Raw genomic sequence first — 16,770 nt, 5'->3', positions numbered from 1 at the left:
TTGCCGCGCATTGACTGTGCGGCAAGGCCCACTTCCGTTCCCTCCACGTCACGTATGCAAGCCGCTGCTTGCCCCAAAAGGGGGTAAACCCCAGTACAAATGCACTTGTATATACAATACTGTACAACCCATCGGATGGCGCTGCGGCGCTGTCGTCGTTGTGAACAAACCGTGGATGAGGAATGACCGTGAGCACCCCCAATCGTTACCGTGACGTAGAGATCCGCGCGCGGCGCGGCAATCAGTTGCAGGCCAGGAGCTGGCTGACCGAGGCGCCGCTGCGCATGCTGATGAACAACCTCGACCCCGAAGTGGCGGAGAACCCCAAGGAACTGGTGGTCTATGGCGGCATTGGCCGCGCCGCACGCAATTGGGAGTGCTACGACAAGATCGTCGAAACGCTGGAGAAGCTCGGCGACGACGAGACGCTGCTCGTGCAATCGGGCAAGCCGGTTGGCGTGTTCAAGACGCACGCGGACGCGCCGCGCGTTCTGATCGCCAACTCCAACCTGGTTCCGCACTGGGCCAACTGGGAGCACTTCAACGAGCTGGATGCCAAGGGCCTGGCCATGTACGGCCAGATGACGGCCGGCTCCTGGATCTATATCGGCAGCCAGGGCATCGTGCAGGGCACCTATGAGACGTTTGTCGAGGCTGGCCGCCAGCACTATGACGGCAACCTGACTGGCCGCTGGGTACTGACCGCCGGCCTGGGCGGCATGGGCGGCGCGCAGCCGCTGGCCGCAACGCTGGCCGGTGCGTGCTCGCTGAACATCGAATGCCAGCAAAGCAGCATCGACTTCCGCCTGCGCACGCGCTATGTCGATGAACAGGCCAAGGACCTTGACGACGCGCTGGCCCGCATCGAGCAATACACGAAGGAAGGCAAGGCTATTTCGATCGCGCTGTGCGGCAATGCCGCCGAGATCCTGCCGGAACTCGTGCGCCGTGGCGTGCGCCCGGACATGGTGACAGACCAGACCAGCGCCCATGATCCGCTCAACGGTTACCTGCCGATCGGCTGGACCTGGGACAAGTACCGCGACCTCGCAAAGACGAAGCCGGCCGAGGTGGTGAAGGCCGCCAAGCAGTCGATGGCCAGGCACGTCGAAGCCATGCTGGCCTTCCAGAAGATGGGCGTGCCCACCTTCGACTACGGCAACAACATCCGCCAGATGGCCAAGGAAGAGGGCGTGGCGAACGCGTTTGACTTCCCGGGCTTCGTGCCGGCCTATATCCGTCCGCTGTTCTGCCGTGGCATTGGCCCGTTCCGCTGGGCTGCGCTGTCCGGCGATCCGCAGGACATCTACAAGACCGACGCCAAGGTCAAGGAACTGATCCCTGACGATGAACACCTGCACCGCTGGCTGGACATGGCAAGGGAGCGCATCAGCTTCCAGGGCCTGCCGGCACGTATCTGCTGGGTTGGACTGGGCCTGCGCGCCAAGCTGGGCCTGGCGTTCAACGAGATGGTGCGTTCGGGCGAACTGTCCGCGCCGGTGGTGATCGGCCGCGACCACCTGGATTCGGGCTCGGTGTCCAGCCCCAACCGCGAGACCGAGTCGATGAAGGACGGCTCGGACGCCGTGTCCGACTGGCCGCTGCTCAACGCGCTGCTGAACACCGCAAGCGGCGCCACGTGGGTGTCGCTGCACCACGGCGGCGGCGTGGGTATGGGCTTCTCCCAGCATTCGGGCGTGGTGATCGTGTGCGATGGCACCGATGCAGCGGCTGCCCGCATTGCACGCGTGCTGAACAATGACCCGGCAACCGGCGTGATGCGCCACGCCGATGCGGGCTACGAGATCGCCGTCGATTGCGCCCGCGAAAACGGTCTGAACCTGCCGATGCTCGGCACCTCCAAGTAATTCCGGAATTGAACATGTCGTATCAAGCTAATCACTCAGCCATCGCCCTGCATCTGCAACCGGGCGAACTCACGCTCGCGCAACTGCGCGCCGTTCATCAGCATCCCGTGAAGATCACGCTCGACGAGCGCGCGTTCGCGGCCATCGACCGCAGCGTGGCGTGCGTCGAAAGCGTTATCGCCGAGGGCCGCACGGCCTACGGCATCAACACCGGTTTCGGCCTGCTGGCCCAGACGCGCATTGCCCGCGAGGACCTGGAGAGCCTGCAGCGCTCGCTGGTGCTGTCGCATGCGGCCGGCGTGGGCGAGCCGATCGACGACGCGCTGGTGCGCCTGATCATGGTGCTCAAGATCAACAGCCTGGCACGGGGCCTGTCCGGCATCCGCCGCAAGGTGATCGATGCCTTGATCACGCTGGTCAACGCCGAGGTGTACCCGTGCATTCCGCTGAAGGGATCGGTCGGTGCCTCGGGCGACCTGGCGCCGCTGGCCCATATGTCGCTGCTGCTGCTTGGCGAAGGCCGGGCCCGTTATCGCGGCGAATGGCTGCCTGCGCGTGAAGCGCTGGCCGTGGCCGATCTGCAGCCGCTGACGCTCGCAGCCAAGGAAGGTCTGGCACTGCTCAACGGCACGCAGGTGTCCACTGCCTACGCGCTGCAGGGTTTGTTCCAGGCAGAAGACCTGTATGCAGCAGCCAGCGTCTGCGGCGCGCTGACCGTCGAGGCTACGCTCGGTTCGCGTGCACCGTTCGATCCGCGCATTCACGCAGCACGCGGTCAGCGCGGCCAGATCGATGCGGCGGTGGTCTATCGTCACCTGCTGGGAGCGACCAGCCAGATCGGTCAATCGCATGAGAACTGCGAGAAGGTGCAGGACCCGTACTCGCTGCGCTGCCAGCCGCAGGTGATGGGTGCCTGCCTGACGCAAATCCGCAATGCGGCGGACGTTCTTGGCGTCGAAGCGAACTCGGTTTCCGACAATCCGCTGGTATTTGCGCAGGAAGGCGATATCATCTCGGGCGGCAATTTCCACGCGGAACCGGTGGCGATGGCCGCTGACAACCTCGCGCTGGCGCTGGCCGAGATCGGCTCGCTCTCCGAGCGGCGCGTTTCGTTGATGATGGACAAGCACCTGTCGCAGTTGCCGCCGTTTCTGGTATCCAACGGCGGTGTCAACTCCGGCTTCATGATCGCGCAGGTCACGGCCGCCGCGCTGGCGTCGGACAACAAGGCGCTGGCGCATCCGGCCAGCGTTGACAGCCTGCCGACATCGGCGAACCAGGAAGACCACGTGTCGATGGCGCCCAACGCCGGCAAGCGTCTCTGGGAGATGGCCAGCAACGTGCGCGGCATCATCGCGATCGAATGGCTGGCGGCGTGCCAGGGCCTGGACTTCCGCGAAGGCGGCAAGACAACCGAGTCGCTCGAGCACGCGCGCGGCCTGCTGCGTCAGTCGGTGCCGTTCTACGACAAGGATCGCTACTTCGCTCCGGATATCGAGGACGCCAGCACGCTGATTGACCAGCGTCACCTGACGGCCCTGCTACCCGCAGGCATCCTGCCGAGCGTCTGATCGACGTTCGTGCCGGCGCGAAGCGGGCGAAGATCCGCGCGCCATGGGCCATCGGTCAAAAGCCATGGTCCCAATCTAGACATCCTTCTGGAGACAGCTTGAAAAACCTGCAACGCAATCTGAGCGCGCGGCATATCCGCTTCCTCGCGCTTGGCTCGGCCATTGGCACGGGCCTGTTCTACGGCTCGGCATCGGCGATCCAGCTGGCTGGCCCGGCCGTGATCCTGGCGTACATCATCGGCGGCGCGGCTGTGTACATGGTCATGCGCGCGCTTGGCGAGATGGCGGTGCGAGAGCCGGTGACCGGCTCGTTTGGCCGCTACGCCAGCGAGTACCTCGGGCCGCTCGCGGGCTTTCTTACCGGATGGACCTACATCCTCGAAATGATCATCGTCTGCCTGGCGGACGTGACCGCGTTCGGCATCTACATGGGCTTCTGGTTTCCCGAAGTGCCCCAATGGATATGGGTGCTCGGCATTGTCATGCTGATCTGCGGGCTGAACCTGTGCAACGTGAAGGTGTTCGGGGAACTGGAATTCTGGCTTGCGCTGGTGAAGATCCTGGCCATCGCCGCGATGATCATCGGCGGCACCGTGATCCTGTTCCTTGGCGTCCAGATGAATGGCGAACACTCGCCGGGCTTCACCAACCTGTGGGCGCATGGCGGCTTCCTGCCGCACGGCGTGGGCGGGCTGATTGCATCACTGGCCGTGGTGATGTTTGCGTATGGCGGCATCGAGATCATCGGTATTACCGGCGGTGAGGCCCAGAATCCCGAAAAGGTGATTCCGCGCGCAATCAACGCCGTGCCGGCGCGCATCCTGCTGTTCTACGTGCTGACGATGACCGTGCTGATGGCCATCTTCCCGTGGACCGGCATCGGCAGCCAGGGCAGCCCGTTCGTGCAGATTTTCTCCGGACTGGGTATCAAGTCGGCAGCCGCCGTGCTTAACCTGATCGTCATTTCCGCGGCCATCTCGGCCATCAACAGCAACATCTTCGGCGCAGGCCGCATGATGTACGGCATGGCGGAGCAGGGCCAGGCGCCGCGCCTGTTTGCCACCACCTCGCGTCATGGTGTGCCCTGGGTGACGGTGCTGGCGATGGCCGGCGCATTGCTCGGTGGCGTGGTGCTGAACTACCTGATCCCCGAACAGGTGTTCGTGATCATCGCTTCGATCGCAACGTTTGCCACCGTGTGGGTCTGGCTGATGATCCTGCTGTCCCAGGTTGCCATGCGGCGCCGCCTGTCTGCCGAGGAAGTGCGCGCCCTGAAGTTCAAGGTGCCGCTGTGGCCGGTTGGGCCGGCACTGGCGATCGCGTTCATGCTGTTCGTGATTGGCGTGCTTGGTTATGTCGAGGACACGCGCATCGCGCTGTATGTTGGTGCCGGTTGGGTCGTGCTGCTGTCGCTGGCTTGGTACCTTGGCGCCAAGCCCAGGGCGGACGGGATTCTGGCCCGGGAAACCAGTGCCTCGTAACGTGGATTCGCCACCCATGACGGCGCTCACGCACGCGGCGGACTCCGACGTGGTCTGGCACGGGCGCTCCGACACTGGCGAGCGTGGGGACACGCGGCGGCTGTTCAATATCGTCCAGCCGCTGTCCCCCGAAGCGTCCGGCGATCTGGCCGGCGACCTGGCTGGTGCCGCGGTCCTGATCGGCTTCGCGTGCGATGCCGGCGTCAGGCGCAACCAGGGCCGCGTTGGCGCCGCCGATGGCCCGCGCGCGATTCGGCGCGCGCTGGCCAGTCTGCCCGTGCACGACGTGTCTGCGCTCTACGATGCGGGCGACGTGCGCTGCGAAGGCGATGCGCTGGAGGATGCGCAGCAGGCGCTGGGGCAGGTCGTTGGCGCGCAACTGGGCCGTGGCGCGCTGCCGATCGTGCTTGGCGGCGGCCACGAAGTGGCCTGGGGCACCTGGCAGGGCCTGAGCGCGCATCTGGACGCGGCGGGCGACACCGGCCGCGTGCTGATCCTCAACCTCGACGCGCATTTTGACCTGCGGACGGCGCGGCCCGGAAGCTCGGGTACACCGTTCGACCAGATCGCACAGGCGTGCCGCGTTGCCGGGAAGCCATTCGACTATGCGTGCCTTGGTGTCAGCCGGCTTGGCAACACCGCATCGCTGTTCGCGCACGCACAGGCGCTTGGCGTTCACCATGTCGAGGACATCGACATGCAGGAGCGGCATCTGGACCAGCGGCTTGCCGAGATCGACGCGCTGATCGCACAGGTTGCGCACGTCTACCTGACGATCGACTTTGACGTTCTTCCCGCCGCAGTCATGCCCGGCGTTTCCGCGCCTGCCGCGTATGGCGTGCCGATCAGTGTGGTCGAGGCAGTCGTCACGCATGTACGTGCGTCCGGCAAGCTGCGTGCGGCGGACCTTGCCGAGTTCAATCCGCAGTTCGACCGTGACGGCCAGAGTGCCAGGGTTGCCGCACGGCTGGTGTATCGGCTGATCGGCTGATCGGCTGATCGGCCGATCGTCCGTGCGGGCTGATTGGACTGGGTGCGCCGCGGCGACGCAGCGAAGCGCCACGCCATTTCCCGACCGTTGGGATGGCCGGGCTTCGCCGCGGCGGTCAGCGGGTTCGGCGGTGTTGGTGCCTACTTGCCCGTTTGCTTCATCAGGCTCTTTGCCTCTTCGATACTCTGTTCGGCACGCTTGGTAATCACGGCCAGCGCCTCCGCTTGCGATTTCTGGGCCATTTCGGCCAGTTCGCGCATGTTGTTGAACGCCGTCTGCAGGCCTTGCTGCACGAGTTCGCCCTGCTTGGCCATCACCTCGGCGGGATTGCCGCCTGTGGTCAGCTTCTGGGTCACGGCCTGGATCTCCTGCATGCTCTTGCTCAGGATCTCCGTCTGCTTCTGCACGAGTGCCTGCATGCCTTCGTAGGCCACCTTGTTGGCCTCCGTGATGGCTTCGATATCCTTGCGCCGCGCTTCAATCACCGACGCCATGTCAACGCCGGGGAGCTTGTACTGCTCCAGCAACTTGGTGAAATCGGTGAACGGATTGGGCGATGTAGCCATGACGCGTCTCCTTGTTTGGGGGGAGGGGGGTGGAAACCGGTCGCGCCCGACTCTGGCTGGTGCAGCCCGATTGCCGAGCGGTACCTAAGTGTAGTGCGTGCCGCACGGAAATATCGGGCTGAATGCGCGGGTCACCATCGACGCTGCGCGGTGCGGCGGGCAGCGCACTCCGGGCGCTGATTCCATCCACGCAATCAACGTGCGCGATACGCGGCGCACGTTGATTGTGCTTCCCGTATGGGCTATGCCTCCAGCAGGCCGCGTGCGCGTGCCAGCGTGATCGCCGTATCCTCGATCATGTCTTCCTGCCCGCCCACCAGCCGCTGGCGGCCGAGTTCGACCAGGATTTCGCGCGCCGGGATGCGGTACTTGGCCTCGGCACGCTTGGCAAACAGCAGGAAGGACGAATACACACCGGCATAGCCGAGCGTGAGCGCGTCGCGGTCGATGCGGATCGGATGGTCCATGATCGGCACCACCAGGTCCTCGGCCACGTCGGCAATCCCGTACACGTCCACGCCGGTCTCGATACCCATGCGCTCGCACACGGCCACCAGAACCTCCATGGGCGTATTGCCGGCACCGGCACCCAGGCCTGCGGCGGCGGCGTCAATGCGGTTGGCGCCGCAGGCGATTGCCGCCAGCGAATTGGCCACGCCCATTGCAAGGTTATGGTGGCCATGGAAGCCAAGTTCGGTCTCGGGGCGCAGTGCCTGCCGCACCGCCGTCAGCTTCTCGGTGACGTCGTGCGGCAGCATGTGTCCGGCCGAATCCGTGATGTACAGGCAGTTGGCGCCGTAGCTTTCCATCAGCAGCGCCTGCTTCACCAGCGTCTCCACCGGTGCCATGTGCGCCATCATCAGGAAGCCCACGGTATCCATGCCGAGCTTGCGCGCCATGCCGATATGCTGCTCGGAGACATCGGCCTCCGTGCAGTGCGTGGCCACGCGGATCGTGTGCACGCCGATATCGTGCGCCATGCGCAGGTGGTCGACGGTGCCGATGCCGGGCAGCAGCAATGCGGACACGCGCGCCTGCTTCAGTTCGCCCAGCACGGCGCGCAGGTATTCCTCGTCGCTATGCGCGGGAAAGCCGTAGTTGACCGATGCACCGCCAAGGCCATCGCCGTGGGTGACTTCGATCAGCGGCACGCCGGCGGCGTCCAGTCCGCGCGCGATGCCCTTCATTTGGTCCAGCGAGATCTGGTGGCGCTTCGGGTGCATGCCGTCCCGCAGGGTCATGTCATGCAGGGTGATGTGTTGTCCCATGGCTTGCTCCTCAGGCGGTGGCGGTTTCGGTGGGGTTGCCGGCGCGCATGGCGGCAGCGATGCATTCGGCGGTGCGCGCGGCCGAGGCCGTCATGATGTCCAGGTTGCCGGCGTACTTCGGCAGATAGTCGCCCAGCCCTTCCACCTCAAGGAAGATCGATACGCGATTGCCGTCAAACACGGGGCCGTTCTTCAGCGTATAGCCGGGCACGTACTTGCGCACCTCGGCGATCATGTCGTGGACCGATGCCGTAATGGCGGCGACATCGGGCGCGTCATCGGTCAGGCAGTGGATCGTGTCGCGCATGATCAGCGGCGGCTCGGCCGGGTTGATGACGATGATGGCTTTGCCCTGGCGCGCGCCGCCAACGGCCTCGATCGCGCCCGCGGTGGTGCGCGTGAATTCGTCGATGTTGCGGCGCGTGCCCGGCCCGACCGATCGTGACGATACCGTCGCCACGATCTCGCCATAGGCCACCGGCTGCACGCGTGACACCGCGTACACCATCGGGATGGTGGCCTGCCCGCCGCAGGTGACCATGTTGACGTTCATCTCGTTGCTGCCGATATGCGCTTCCAGGTTGACCGGCGGCACGCAGAACGGCCCGATCGCCGCCGGCGTCAGGTCGATCACGCGAACGCCGAGTGCGGTCAGCTTTGCCGAGTGCTCGGCGTGGACATAGGCCGAGGTGGCATCGAAGGCAATGCGGATATCGTCGGCTTCGATGTGGGGCAGCAGGCCGTCGATACCGTCACTGGTGGTCTTCAGCCCAAGCTCGCGCGCGCGTGCCAGGCCTTCGGAGCCAGGCTCCACGCCGACCATCCAGACCGGCTCCAGGATCTCGCTGCGGCGCAGCTTGTAGAGCAGGTCGGTGCCGATATTGCCGGGGCCGATCAGGGCGCATCGGATCTTGTTCATGAGCGTTTCTCAGGTTGTATTGAGGAGATCGGAAGATCGGGACATCAGCAGAAGCGGGCGCTGCATCCGCCGATGCCGGTGATATGCATCGACAGCGCGTCGCCCGCCTGCACGGGGATCAGCGCCGCCAGCGAGCCGGACAGGATCGTCTCGCCAGGCAGCAGCGAAATGCCGAAGCCGCCGAGCGTGTTCGCGAGCCATGCCACCGCATCGGCCGGGTGGCCGAGCGCCGCGCTGCCAAGACCCGTCGCCACGCGTTCGCCGTTCTTCTCCAGCGTCATCTCGCACGCGGCCAGATCCAGCGCATGCGGACTCACGCGCTCGCTGCCAAGCACATAGACGCCGCAGGACGCATTGTCGGCAACGGTGTCCTCGATGCGGATGCGCCAGTCCCGGATGCGCGAGTCGACGATCTCGAAGCACGCGGCAACCGACTCCGTGGCCTCGAGCACCTCCTCACGCGTGACGCCCGGGCCGCGCAGCGTGCGCTTCAGGAAGAAGGCGATCTCACCCTCGGCGCGCGGCTGGATCAGCCTTGCAGTGGGGATGGGCTCGCCATCGGCGTAGTGCATGCTTTGCAGCAGGATGCCGAAATCGGGCTGGTGTACGTCCAGCATCTGCTGCACGGCCAGGCTCGTCACGCCGATCTTCTTGCCGGTGATGGTGTCCCCGGCCGCCAGACGGTGCGCGACAAAGCCCTGCTGAATGCGATAGGCCTGGCTGATATCAAGCCCCAGCCCACGGCCGGACAGTGGCGGCACCGGCACGCGCGTGACAAGTGCCTGCTGGAGTTCCTGGCTCAGCGTGGTGATCAGGTCGTTGGTCATGTCGGTGCTCACGTCAGATGGACTCAGAACGAATACTTGGCGTTGAAGGCCACGTAGTCGCGATCGGCCAGCGGACGGTTGGTGATGCTCGGTCCGCCGATGAACGCGGCGTAGGTCAGGTTCAGCTCCAGGTTGTTCAGGTACTTGAAGGTCAGCCCGATGCTGGCGCGCTTGTCGCCGTAGCCCATCAGCGTGCCCATCGCGCCGGCCACGGACGAGTTGCCGCTGAATTGCTGCGCGTACGTGAGCGGTACCGTCAGGTCCCAGCCGTCGAAGATGTTGTTGTAGGTCAGCGACCAGCCAACCTGGAATGCGGCCGCGTCGCGCGTGTTCGTCAGCCCGCTGTAACCCATCACCGAATCCACGCCGATCACGTGCAGATAGGTGATTTCACCAAGCAGCGACTGCGAGTTGGCGAGGAACGTCGGGCCAATCGAGTAGATCGCCGAGATGTTGCCCTGCAGCGCCCTGCCGCGCGATGCGGTGGGGGAACCGGCCACGTTGACCAGCATCGGCACGCCGTCCTTGTAGCTGACTTCGCCGGCGACGTTGGCGCCCGCCACCTGCGTGGAGAAGCTGGCGCCGGTCAGGTTGATGCCGCTGAAGTATTTCTGCTGGTACTGCAGCGTGGGGAACAGCGAGGTCACCACGCTCGGGTTCTTGTCGTGGTAGCGAAGCTGATAGAGCCCGATCTCGGTGTCGCCAAACACGCGGAAACGCGCGCCCACGCCCCATTGGCCCCAGTCCGAAGGACGATCATCGGGGCCGCGCGGGATATTGAAGCCCGGTCCGATGATGAACTCGGCGCCGGGACCAACCACGTCGCTGGTGCTGAAATAGCTGCCAGGCGCGGAAAGCTGGTTCGGCTTGAACGTGAACTGGTAATAGGTCATCAGGCTGAACGACGGCGTGACCTGCCATTGCAGCGAGGCCTGCGGTACCGGCAGCAGGATGTCCTTGACCTCCGCGCCCGGCACGAAGGCCTTGGTCGCGTCCGCAGGGCCTTGCGCGCCTGCGATGTTGGCGAAGAACAGGCTCTCGCCCCACGCCACCACCTGGTTGCCCAGCTTGAAGCTCAGTTCCGTGCTGCTCACTGGCACGGACCCGTAGACATAGGCATCGAGCAGTTGGGCACGGCTTTCGTGGTAGTCCTTCGCGGAGTCGGTGAACTCGTTGAACGGGCCGCTGTGGTTGACCGTGAACGGCGCGTTGTTCGAGTTGGTGCCGCTGTAGGCCCAGTCCTGGAACACGCTGCCGCGCACCAGCACGCCAAACGCGTCGTGCTTCACCTGTGCTTCGCCCAGCAGCGAGACACGGTTGGCAATCATGTCGCCGCGCTTGAAGTTGCGGTCGCCGTCGTCGCCGTTGATGTTGGCCGGGCTCAGCAGTGTATTGCTCTGGTGCCCGGTGCGCACGGCGGCGCCGTAGGACGCGGTCACGCTGTAGTCCAGCGTGGTGTCGTGGCCAAGGTCGACGGTGTCGAACGCCAGCGCGTCAGGCGCGGCCAGCGCGGACAGTACTGCCAGCGCCGCGGCTGCGGCGGTCGGCCGCAGCCGGTTGCGGCGCGCGGACGTGCCGGATGTTGCAATCTGCATGATGGGCTCCCCCTTTTTGTGGTGTCAGTGGCGATGCAATGCCGGGCATGTCGTGTGGCGCTCGCCTGGCGGCAAGCGTAGTGAGGGGCGGCGCGTCGCAAATCGGCAGAACGGACTAGTTGGAATCCCTTGGTGGTCTCCAGACACAGGGTTCAGGGGGGCAGGAGCTCAGTGGCGGTTGACTGACGCCGCGTCCAGGAACGCCGGACGCTCGCCGCCGCCGTCGATCACGAGATTGGCGCCCGTGACATAGGCCGCGTGTGGCGAAGCGAGGTACAGGCAGGCGCTGGCGATGTCGTCCGGGACGGCCAGCCGGCCCAGCGGCACCGTTGCGGCCACCTCGCGCAGCGCCGCAGGGTCGCCGAAGTGCTGCTGCTGCGAAGTCTCGGTCAGCACCAGCCCGGGGCTGACGGCGGTCACGCGGACCTTGGGTGCCCACTCCACCGCAAGCGTGCGCACGGCGTTGAGAATGCCGGCCTTGGCGGCACCGTAGGCCGCCGTGCCAGGCGAAGGGCGCAGGGCGCTGACGCTGCCCACGAATAGCTGCGTGCCGCCGCCGGGCTGCCGCTGCATGCACGCGTTGGCGCGTTGGGCCAGTTGCAGCGGGGCCACCAGGTTGAGCCGGATCACCGATTCCAGCAGCCGTGGCGACGCATCGGCCACCATCGCGAATGGCGATCCGCCGGCGTTGTGCACCACCACGTCCAGCGCGCCGCCATCCTCGGCAATCCGTGCCAGCATCGCGTCGACCTGTTCCAGATCGCGGATGTCCGCCGCCACGAACTCCGCGCGGCGGCCGTCCGCGGCGGGCAGTTCGCCGTCGTGCGCGGGCGGTGTGCGGCCGCAAACAAACACCCGCGCGCCGGCGCGCAGGAAGGCCTCGCTGATGGCGCGGCCGATGCCGCGCATGCCGCCGGTTACCAGCACGGTCTGGCCCGTGTAGTCGAATCCCGTCATGGATGCTCCCTTTCGTCTCTCGTTGTCGCTCGTGTTTCGGAGCGCCCATCGTAGGAGAAGCGTGCGCGCCGCTCGTAGTCCGAATGAACGATGTCCGCGCGATGCCGCCAGCGCACCATCGTCGCGACAATCAAGGGAGACCCCACCATGTCCGCTACGCACGCGCCGGCCGATCTGGCCGCCAAGCCATCCTCGCTGCACCCGGCGCTGCCGGTGGGGCGCTTCATGACCACTGCCGCGGGACTGCGGCTGCACTGCCAGGACATTGGCAGCGGCGAACCGGTGGTTTTCATTCACGGCAGCGGCCCGGGCGCCAGCGGCCACAGCAACTTCCGTCATAACGTGCCGGCATTCGTCGAAGCGGGCTTCCGGGCCGTGGTGGTGGACCTGCCCGGCTATGGCCTGTCGTCCAAGCCCGATGACGTCGAGTACACGCTGGATTTCTTCGTCGCGGCACTTCGTGAGCAACTGCTGGCGCTGGACCTGCCGCGTTGCGTGCTGATCGGGAACTCGCTGGGCGGCGCCATCGCGCTGCAGTACGCGCTTGATTACCCGGAGCACGTGAGCCGGCTCGTGATGATGGCGCCGGGCGGCGTGGAGGATCGCGAGACCTACTTCGAGATGGAGGGCATCAAGCGTATGGTGTCGCTGTTCACGGGCGGCCACATGAACGCGGACACCATGAAGCAACTGTTGCAGTTGCTGGTGCACGACAAGGGCCTTGTCACCGAGGCGCTGGTCGACGAACGGATGGCTGTCTGCCGCGAGCAGCCGCGCGAGGTACTGGCCACCATGCGGGTGCCCAACCTGACCGCACGGCTTGGCGAGATCGCCTGCCCGGTGCTTGGGTTCTGGGGCACCGAAGACAAGTTCAACCCGGCCAGCGGCGCGCTGAAGTTCCTGGGCGGCTGCGCCGATGCACGCTTCGTGATGATCAACCGCTGCGGACACTGGGTGATGGTCGAGCACGTCGACTATTTCAATCGCGAGTGCCTGGGCTTCCTTGCCGACACCGTGCACGGCGCGGCGGCACAAGCGGCGGCATAAGCGGCGCTATTCGGCAATAACAACCCAGACGACAAATCAAGGAGACATCATGGAATACCCGTACGACCTGTTCGACCTGCGTGGCAAGGTGGCCGCAATTACCGGCTCGGCGCGCGGCATCGGCGCGGAAACGGCACGCGTGCTGGCAGCGGCCGGTGCAAAGGTGGCGGTGCTCGACGTGCTGGAGGCCGACGGACACGCCACCGCCGAGGCCATCTGCGCGCAGGGCGGCCAGGCGGCGTTCTGGAAGCTCGATGTCACCAGCGAGGACGACGTCAGCCGCGTCTTCGATCAGATCGCCGCACGCTTTGGCGGCCTGGGCATCCTGGTGAACAACGCCGGTATCGAAGGCCCCAACGATCCCACGCACCAGATCACGCTGGCGCAGTGGGAGCGCGTGATGGCGGTCAACGTCACCGGCACCTTCCTGTGCACGAAGCACGCGATTGCGCATATGGAGCGCGCCGGCGGCGGGGCCATTGTCAACGTGTCGTCGATGTACGGCATTGCCGCCGGGCCGGACGTGCCGCCGTACCACGCGGCCAAGGCGGCGGTGCGGATGATGGCCAAGACCGATGCGATGCTCTATGCCACCAAGGGCATCCGCGCCAACTCCGTGCATCCGGGCTATATCCGCACGCCGATGGTCGAGCATGTGGCGCAGACGATGGGGCAGGGCGAGGGCTTCTTCGACTACCTGGCCGGACTGACGCCGATCGGCAAGGTGGGGCAGCCGCGCGATATCGCCGCGGGCATCCTGTACCTGGTGTCTGACGCGGCGCGCTATGTCACCGGCACCGAGCTGGTGATCGACGGCGGCTACACGGCGCGCTGACGGCTGGTCCGCATCCACATTGCCCAGAGTTGCCCATTGTCAGCAATATCCCCGGGAAGGCGCAGTCGCGAAGCGGCGGCTGCCACGCGTGAACGCGTGCTGGCCAGTGCGCGCCAACTGATCCAGGCGCGCGGCGTGCACGCCGTTACGCTGGAACACGTGGCGCGCGCCATCGGCATGACGCGCGGCGCGGTCTACGTGCATTTCCGCTCGCGCGCGGAACTGATGGCAGCACTGCTGACCGGGGCCGAAGCCGATCTCGAGGCGCGGCTGGCGCGGCTTGACCAGACGGCGCCGCCGAGGTCGCCGGGCAGCCAGGAGGCGCATCCCTGGACGCACCTCGAACCGGTGTTCGGCGCGCTGCTGCACGACGGCGGGCTGGCCTGCCATGCAAGCCTGCTGTGGGCGTTGCTGCAGCACAAATGCACCGATGACTGCGAACTATGCCCGTTGCGGGCGCGCATCCTGCGGCGGGCCGTGCGCCTGCGGCGGAGACTGGCAATGCGGCTGCCAGATGCTCGTCATGCCACGCTGCTGATGGCGCACCTGTGGGGGGTGCTCAGCGTCCAGGCGCTGCAACTGGTGCCGGCATCCGGGCTTGACGCGTGCGCTGCTTCGCTGGCTCGCCTGTACGGCCCGGAAAGTGCCGTAGCCGCCATCGCCGACCCAGTGCCGTTGCGGGATACCCCCTAGTCTGCTCGGACGAGGAGGGCAGCGGCCCCAGTGACTACGATCGAATCACTAGCCTGACGATACAGGCGCGCTGAGGAGACGGCGATGATTCGGATTCGATGGTTTCGGGCGGCTGTGCTGGCTGCCGTGGGGTTGGCGGCTGGGGCCGCCACAGGCCTCGCCATGATTGGCGGCGCCAGTGATGACCGGGATGCGGCGAAGGCGGCCGAGGCCGGAACCGACACGGCTGCCTACGGGCAGGCCGACAGTCCCATCGATGTCTGCGATGCGTCGTGCATCCGCAATCGCGGCGTGGCGGCGCTGATCGTGCTCAACATGGGGCACTGACGGTCACTGACGGGCACTGAGGCATCTTCCTTCCCCAATCCGTCCTGCTTGTCCGATACGTAGGACACGCCCAGACACGTCCAGTAAGCGCGTACCGGCACGACTGCCGTCATCATCCCCGCTGCATCTCCATCGCATTTCCACAGCATTTTCGCCGCAACGCCCAGCCGTGTGCGCCGTCTCCGGCTGCCCGATGCACGGCTGCACCCACCGGCCTCACATACTCCAAACGGACGAGTCGGAGTGGACGACGCGAGCCGGGCCCGGGCAGTGCAAATTGAAGTTGCGCTGCGGAACTACAGAGTCCGACGGCCGCCGCACGACAACTTTCCAGGAGACAAAGATGCAAGCCCGACCACTGAAGATGCTGCTGCACGCCGGCGTGCTGGCGGCCGGTGCGCTGGCCGCGACGATGGCCACGGCCAGGATCACCCCAGACGACCTGAAGCAGCTTGACGGCAACCTCACGCCCATGGGCGCGGAGCGCGCAGCAAGCAAAGACGGCATGATTCCCGCATGGAGCGGCAAGTGGCTCGGTACGCCGGGCGGCCTGAGCTACAAGTCTGGCGAGCGCTATCCCGACCCGTACGCCGACGAGAAGCCGCTGTTCACGATTACGGCGCAGAACATGGCGCAGTACGAGAAGCAGCTGAGCGAGGGGATGAAGGCGCTGTTCAAGAAGTATCCGGACACGTTCAAGATGCCGGTCTACGCCACGCATCGGGACTTCCGCTATGACGACGGCACCTACAAGGCCATCCGCACCTACGCGCCGCAGATCGAGATGCTGGGCGAAGGTAACGGCGTGAAGAACAGCGCGCCGACGCTGCCGTACCCGATCCCCAAGACGGGGCTGGAACTGCTGTGGAACCTGCGTTTCGCCTCTTCCATCGAAAGCGAGCGCGCGGTCTATGACCAGGCCGTGGTCTACGCGGACGGCAAGATTGCCTGGGGCAAGGTCAAGTACGAGATCTGGTCGCCCAAGGATACCGCTCAGTTCGATCCCAAGGCACCGCTGAACACGCGCACGTTCTACCGCATGTACACCGAGTTGCCGCTGCGCGATCGCGGTTCGATCATCACCGGCTTCTCGCTGTACGACAGCGCCGAGCCGGACACTAACCGCGCATGGTCCTACAACCCGGGCACGCGGCGCGTGCGCCAGGCGCCGGAGTATGGCTATGACCAGCCGTTCGGTCCGGGCGGCTTCCGTACCGTCGATGACGATCACTTCTTCAACGGCTCGCCCGAGCGCTACGACTGGAAGATCGTCGACAAGCGCGAGGTCTATGTGCCGTACGACAACTACGCAATGAGCTCGCCGTCGATCAAGTACCAGGATCTGCTGACAAAGGGGCACGCCGATCCGACGCACATGCGCTACGAGCTGCACCGCGTGTGGGTACTCGAGGCCACGCTCAAGAAGGGCTTCCGCCACCAGTATGCGAAGCGCGTGATCTACATCGACGAGGATTCCTGGTATGGCGTGCTGGCCGACAACTACGACAGCCGCGGCCAGCTGTGGCGCACCAATATCCAGGCCAATGTGTACGCCTATGACGCACGCCGCTTCTACCCGACCACGGTGTTCTACCACGACCTGATCTCGGGCGCGTACCTGGCAGACCGCCTGACCAACGAAGGCCAGCCGCCGCGCCTGAACAGCGATCCGAAGTACGTGGAGGCGTATTTCGCCCCTGACGCACTGCGCGGCGCGGGCAACTGAATCTCCAATCTCCAATGGCGTTGAGCTTGAGCCGGCCGCAAGGCCGGTTTTTTTTTGGTTTATCGCCGATTTGCAGGGAAGGCTGCTGGGTCGGCGGCT

15 protein-coding genes are annotated in these 16,770 nt (G+C 65.6%); 9 read left to right on the top strand and 6 right to left on the bottom strand.

What is annotated here, in order from left to right; genetic code table 11:
• Positions 1-182: 182 nt before the first annotated feature.
• From hutU to hutG, 4 genes are all read left to right on the top strand, one after another.
• The gene (hutU, locus tag B552_RS0103145) at positions 183-1,868 is read left to right on the top strand and encodes a urocanate hydratase (protein WP_019447546.1); all 1,686 of its coding nucleotides are present in this window, start codon (positions 183-185) and stop codon (positions 1,866-1,868) included.
• 14 nt (positions 1,869-1,882) lie between these two features.
• Positions 1,883-3,439, top strand: coding sequence for a histidine ammonia-lyase (gene hutH, locus B552_RS0103140; protein ID WP_019447545.1), 1,557 nt, complete (start codon positions 1,883-1,885; stop codon positions 3,437-3,439).
• A gap of 98 nt (positions 3,440-3,537) precedes the next feature.
• Complete coding sequence (locus B552_RS0103135; RefSeq protein ID WP_019447544.1) at positions 3,538-4,920, top strand: amino acid permease; 1,383 nt, start codon at positions 3,538-3,540, stop codon at positions 4,918-4,920.
• Between the two features lie 16 nt (positions 4,921-4,936).
• A complete protein-coding gene (hutG, locus tag B552_RS0103130) occupies positions 4,937-5,911 on the top strand; it encodes a formimidoylglutamase (protein ID WP_019447543.1) in 975 nt (324 codons plus the stop codon).
• 140 nt (positions 5,912-6,051) lie between these two features.
• Here hutG and B552_RS0103125 read toward each other — a convergent pair whose 3' ends face one another.
• From B552_RS0103125 to B552_RS0103100, 6 genes are all read right to left on the bottom strand, one after another.
• Positions 6,052-6,477, bottom strand: a complete 426-nt coding sequence (locus tag B552_RS0103125; RefSeq protein ID WP_019447542.1) for a phasin family protein — start codon at positions 6,475-6,477, stop codon at positions 6,052-6,054.
• 242 nt (positions 6,478-6,719) lie between these two features.
• Entirely contained in the window at positions 6,720-7,745 is a 1,026-nt protein-coding gene (gene dmpG / locus B552_RS0103120; protein ID WP_019447541.1) for a 4-hydroxy-2-oxovalerate aldolase, read from the bottom strand.
• Positions 7,746-7,755: 10 nt separating this feature from the next.
• The gene (locus B552_RS0103115) at positions 7,756-8,664 is read right to left on the bottom strand and encodes an acetaldehyde dehydrogenase (acetylating) (protein WP_019447540.1); all 909 of its coding nucleotides are present in this window, start codon (positions 8,662-8,664) and stop codon (positions 7,756-7,758) included.
• A gap of 44 nt (positions 8,665-8,708) precedes the next feature.
• Positions 8,709-9,491 (bottom strand): 2-oxopent-4-enoate hydratase, encoded by a 783-nt coding sequence (gene dmpE / locus B552_RS0103110; protein WP_019447539.1) that lies wholly within the window; start codon positions 9,489-9,491, stop codon positions 8,709-8,711.
• Positions 9,492-9,514: 23 nt separating this feature from the next.
• Positions 9,515-11,086: a DUF1302 family protein gene (locus B552_RS0103105; RefSeq protein ID WP_019447538.1), complete on the bottom strand. Its 1,572-nt coding sequence runs from the start codon at positions 11,084-11,086 to the stop codon at positions 9,515-9,517.
• Positions 11,087-11,254: 168 nt separating this feature from the next.
• Positions 11,255-12,043: an SDR family oxidoreductase gene (locus B552_RS0103100; RefSeq protein ID WP_019447537.1), complete on the bottom strand. Its 789-nt coding sequence runs from the start codon at positions 12,041-12,043 to the stop codon at positions 11,255-11,257.
• 147 nt (positions 12,044-12,190) lie between these two features.
• Between B552_RS0103100 and B552_RS0103095 the strand changes: the two genes are divergently transcribed.
• From B552_RS0103095 to B552_RS0103075, 5 genes are all read left to right on the top strand, one after another.
• Positions 12,191-13,090, top strand: coding sequence for an alpha/beta fold hydrolase (locus B552_RS0103095; RefSeq protein WP_019447536.1), 900 nt, complete (start codon positions 12,191-12,193; stop codon positions 13,088-13,090).
• Between the two features lie 49 nt (positions 13,091-13,139).
• On the top strand, positions 13,140-13,925 hold the full coding sequence (locus tag B552_RS0103090) for a glucose 1-dehydrogenase (protein WP_019447535.1): 786 nt from the start codon (positions 13,140-13,142) through the stop codon (positions 13,923-13,925).
• A 36-nt stretch (positions 13,926-13,961) separates the two neighbouring features.
• Complete coding sequence (locus B552_RS0103085; protein ID WP_026035260.1) at positions 13,962-14,618, top strand: helix-turn-helix domain-containing protein; 657 nt, start codon at positions 13,962-13,964, stop codon at positions 14,616-14,618.
• Between the two features lie 84 nt (positions 14,619-14,702).
• On the top strand, positions 14,703-14,945 hold the full coding sequence (locus tag B552_RS0103080; protein ID WP_019447533.1) for a hypothetical protein: 243 nt from the start codon (positions 14,703-14,705) through the stop codon (positions 14,943-14,945).
• Positions 14,946-15,309: 364 nt separating this feature from the next.
• Positions 15,310-16,671 (top strand): DUF1329 domain-containing protein, encoded by a 1,362-nt coding sequence (locus B552_RS0103075; RefSeq protein WP_237718155.1) that lies wholly within the window; start codon positions 15,310-15,312, stop codon positions 16,669-16,671.
• Positions 16,672-16,770: the final 99 nt, after the last annotated feature.

This window comes from Cupriavidus sp. BIS7 (assembly GCF_000292345.1).
Lineage (GTDB): Bacteria > Pseudomonadota > Gammaproteobacteria > Burkholderiales > Burkholderiaceae > Cupriavidus.
This window is presented reverse-complemented; position numbering and strand designations above follow the sequence as displayed.

Coding starts and splice junctions, on each gene's coding strand:
- hutU (WP_019447546.1), top strand. CDS start 183: ATGACCGTGAGCACCCCCAATCGTTACCGTGACGTAGAGATCCGCGCG.
- dmpE (WP_019447539.1), bottom strand. CDS start 9,491: ATGACCAACGACCTGATCACCACGCTGAGCCAGGAACTCCAGCAGGCA.
- hutG (WP_019447543.1), top strand. CDS start 4,937: ATGACGGCGCTCACGCACGCGGCGGACTCCGACGTGGTCTGGCACGGG.
- B552_RS0103075 (WP_237718155.1), top strand. CDS start 15,310: ATGCTGCTGCACGCCGGCGTGCTGGCGGCCGGTGCGCTGGCCGCGACG.
- B552_RS0103125 (WP_019447542.1), bottom strand. CDS start 6,477: ATGGCTACATCGCCCAATCCGTTCACCGATTTCACCAAGTTGCTGGAG.
- B552_RS0103100 (WP_019447537.1), bottom strand. CDS start 12,043: ATGACGGGATTCGACTACACGGGCCAGACCGTGCTGGTAACCGGCGGC.
- hutH (WP_019447545.1), top strand. CDS start 1,883: ATGTCGTATCAAGCTAATCACTCAGCCATCGCCCTGCATCTGCAACCG.
- B552_RS0103095 (WP_019447536.1), top strand. CDS start 12,191: ATGTCCGCTACGCACGCGCCGGCCGATCTGGCCGCCAAGCCATCCTCG.
- dmpG (WP_019447541.1), bottom strand. CDS start 7,745: ATGGGACAACACATCACCCTGCATGACATGACCCTGCGGGACGGCATG.
- B552_RS0103090 (WP_019447535.1), top strand. CDS start 13,140: ATGGAATACCCGTACGACCTGTTCGACCTGCGTGGCAAGGTGGCCGCA.
- B552_RS0103115 (WP_019447540.1), bottom strand. CDS start 8,664: ATGAACAAGATCCGATGCGCCCTGATCGGCCCCGGCAATATCGGCACC.
- B552_RS0103105 (WP_019447538.1), bottom strand. CDS start 11,086: ATGCAGATTGCAACATCCGGCACGTCCGCGCGCCGCAACCGGCTGCGG.
- B552_RS0103080 (WP_019447533.1), top strand. CDS start 14,703: ATGATTCGGATTCGATGGTTTCGGGCGGCTGTGCTGGCTGCCGTGGGG.